This is a genomic window from Phormidium pseudopriestleyi FRX01 (assembly GCF_017313335.1).
GTDB lineage: Bacteria > Cyanobacteriota > Cyanobacteriia > Cyanobacteriales > Laspinemataceae > Laspinema > Laspinema pseudopriestleyi.
Genome location: NZ_JAFLQW010000107.1, coordinates 1 through 3,340, shown reverse-complemented (window position 1 = coordinate 3,340; position 3,340 = coordinate 1). Strand labels below are relative to the sequence as shown.

2 protein-coding genes are annotated in these 3,340 nt (G+C 49.4%); both read left to right on the top strand.

The features are described from left to right. Positions 1–648 precede the first annotated feature (648 nt). Positions 649–2,283 carry a glutamine-hydrolyzing GMP synthase gene (guaA, locus tag J0895_RS04230; RefSeq protein WP_422894309.1) on the top strand — a complete coding sequence of 545 codons (1,635 nt, stop codon included), beginning with the start codon at positions 649–651 and terminating at the stop codon, positions 2,281–2,283. 501 nt (positions 2,284–2,784) lie between these two features. After that, positions 2,785–3,021: a DUF2949 domain-containing protein gene (locus J0895_RS04225; protein ID WP_207086876.1), complete on the top strand. Its 237-nt coding sequence runs from the start codon at positions 2,785–2,787 to the stop codon at positions 3,019–3,021. Positions 3,022–3,340 lie beyond the last annotated feature (319 nt).

The window sequence follows — 3,340 nt, the reverse complement described above, 5'->3', positions numbered from 1 at the left end:
TGAGGTGGCGATCGCCACTTGCGCGTAAACCCCACCCTAACCCTCCCCTTGCTAAGGTCCGGGAACCGTCGCTGCTCTTATGCATAAAAAACCTGCTTTTGTAAGCATCCCCACACCCGGGCCAACTCGATAAACCGGCGGTAGTTCAAACCCCCGCCTCATCCTATCGGACTTCCGGTTCCCGGACCTTGGCAAGGGGAGGGGTAGGGTGGGGGCCTCCTGACGTGGCAAAGCCACGTCAGGAAGAAATAGGGTGGCACCCGCCTCCATACAGGCGCGATCGCCTCATGAGAGTGCGTGAGGTGGCGATCGCCACTTGCGCGTAAACCCCACCCTAACCCTCCCCTTGCTAAGGTCCGGGAACCGTCGCTGCTCTTATGCATAAAAAACCTACTTTTGTAAGCATCCCCACACCCGGGCCAACCCGATAAACCGGCGGTAGTTCAAACCGCCGCCTGATCCTAAATTTCTCCCTAAAAAAAGCAAATAGAGGAGGTAAAATTAATCTTAACCCTCCAATTCCAGGACTTACCTCCCGAGGATATTTTTAAGGGGATGACCCAATCGTTAGAATTCTGCTTTCTTCCCTAGGGTAAGTCCTGAGTTCATCAATTTTCCGCCTAACATACAACCCATTAGGATTGACCCGTGACGACAACCCAAACTCCAACTCCACAAAGTCCAATTAGTGAGTCTGTCGAAGACAAACGCGATCGCCCTGCTATCGACCGCGAGACCATTCTGATTTTAGACTTTGGGTCTCAATATTCCGAACTGATTGCCCGTCGGATTCGTGAAACTCAAGTTTATTCCGAGGTTCTGTCCCATCGCACTGATGCAGCAACTTTACGAAAACTCAATCCCAAAGGGATTATCTTATCCGGGGGGCCTAATTCTGTTTACGATGAAGGTGCGCCTCTGTGTGACCCAGAAATTTGGCATCTGGGCATTCCCATACTCGGGGTTTGCTATGGAATGCAACTGATGGTTCAGCAGCTTGGGGGTCATGTGGCCCCGGCAGAACGGGCAGAATATGGTAAAGCATCGTTGTACATTGACGACCCCACGGATTTGCTGACCAATGTGGAAGAAGGTTCCACCATGTGGATGAGTCATGGTGATTCGGTACTGCGGATGCCAGAAGGATTTGAACGACTAGCGCACACCGAGAATACTGAATGTGCCGCCATTGCGAACCACGAGAAGCAATTATATGGGGTCCAGTTTCATCCGGAAGTCGTCCATTCCGAAGGGGGAATGCCCCTAATTCGCAATTTTGTCTATCATATTTGCGAATGTCAACCCACCTGGACCACCGCTACCTTCGTCGAAGAATCGATTAAAGAAATTCGTAATCAAGTCGGGGAGCGTCGAGTATTATTGGCATTATCCGGTGGGGTGGATTCTTCGACCTTGGCGTTCTTGTTGCACAAGGCGATCGGGGACCAACTGACTTGTATGTTCATTGATCAAGGGTTCATGCGGAAATATGAACCGGAACGCTTAGTTAAGCTCTTTCATGAACAGTTTCATATTCCTGTTGTCTATGTCAATGCGCGCGATCGCTTCCTGGCTCAAATTGACGGGATTACCGACCCAGAAGAAAAGCGCAAACGGATTGGACATGAGTTCATCCGGGTGTTTGAAGAAGAATCCAAACGTCTGGGACCCTTTGATTTTCTCGCCCAAGGCACCCTATACCCCGATGTGATTGAGTCGGCAGATACCAGCATTCCCTCCCAACCGGGTCAACGGGTGGCGGTTAAAATTAAGAGTCATCACAATGTCGGGGGGTTACCGGATGACCTCTGTTTTAAATTGGTGGAACCCCTGCGGAAACTCTTTAAAGATGAAGTCCGCAAAGTCGGGCGATCGATTGGGTTACCCGAGGAAATTGTCCAACGTCATCCCTTCCCCGGTCCTGGGTTAGCGATTCGCATCCTCGGGGAAGTCACCTCAGAACGGTTAGATATCTTGCGGGATGCCGACTATGTGGTGCGTCAGGAAATTAATCGCCAGGGACTCTACCATGATTTTTGGCAAGCGTTTGCCGTCTTACTCCCTATCCGCAGTGTGGGAGTCATGGGGGATCAGCGCACTTATGCTTATCCCATCGTATTGCGGTTGGTGTCCAGTGAAGATGGGATGACCGCCGATTGGTCTCGGGTTCCTTACGACTTGTTGGAAACGATTTCTAACCGCATTGTCAATGAAGTGCGCGGCGTGAATCGGGTGGTTTATGACATCACCTCCAAACCGCCTGGAACTATCGAGTGGGAATAAACTACTTAAATAGGACTTACGCATATTTTGAGAATCCAGCCTAAATGACTCTGTTGGCGAATCAAGAAAGAGACCTCTCCCCAAACCCCTCCCCTCAGAGGGGAGGGGCTTTCCGGCTCCCCCTTCCCTCGGAGGGAAGGGGGTTGGGGGGTTAGGTCTCCCTTTAACCAACTTCAGTCCCTAAATGTAGGGGCGATTCGCGAATCGCCTCTACATTCTTCCCCCTGATGTAGAGAACTCCAATCAGACAAAAATCAGACTGTCATAAGGCGGCAAATGCCGCTTTATGACTGGAATTCGGTAAATTTTCGGATGTCATTGTCAGCTAGATATGCTGCATTAGTAATAAGTCGTCATAAAATCTGCGGCAATCTGGGCTGATGTTTTTTATGGGCGATCGCATCCCAGAATGGACAGATGGCAAAGTAGCTACTCCGCTACCCCATCTCTAACGGTTTACAATCACAATTAGGAGGAATGACAAAGGAGGTGATAGTTCTTATGGCCCCGGCAACCTATTCTCAATTTATTCGATTTCTCCAAGAAGAACTCGCCATTTCCACGGCCTCTATTGCTTTCGCCGAGCGGATTTGCGGGACTTTTTGCCTACATAGTCGCGAACTAGACTACAGCACCTTACCGATGGTGCTCTGGCAGTATGGATTTGTCACCATTGACCAACTAGAACGCATCTTTGATTGGCAAGAAACGACCCCCACCGCCTACCTGAACAGGTAGTCCTCAATCAGTCATAAGGAGGATGATTTAGGGATGAATGAACCCGATTTTATGTGGTTTTACGTCTCATTGAACAGAAAAATAAATTTCCAAAAAGCCGAGGATAATCACCCTCGGCTTTTTAATTAGGAAAAACCCAATCCCCTCAAAAAGTGGGGCTTTTTTTGATTTCTAGGGGAGTTTGACACTCCCACGTCTAAAGAGCATGGGATTCTTTAAGAGTCCAGAATTTAGACCTTAAGGGCGTAGTCAATGCGCCCCTACCTATTCACGCTCACTGACTCTCGCCATGAGGCTTACGGCTACCTTTTTTAATCTC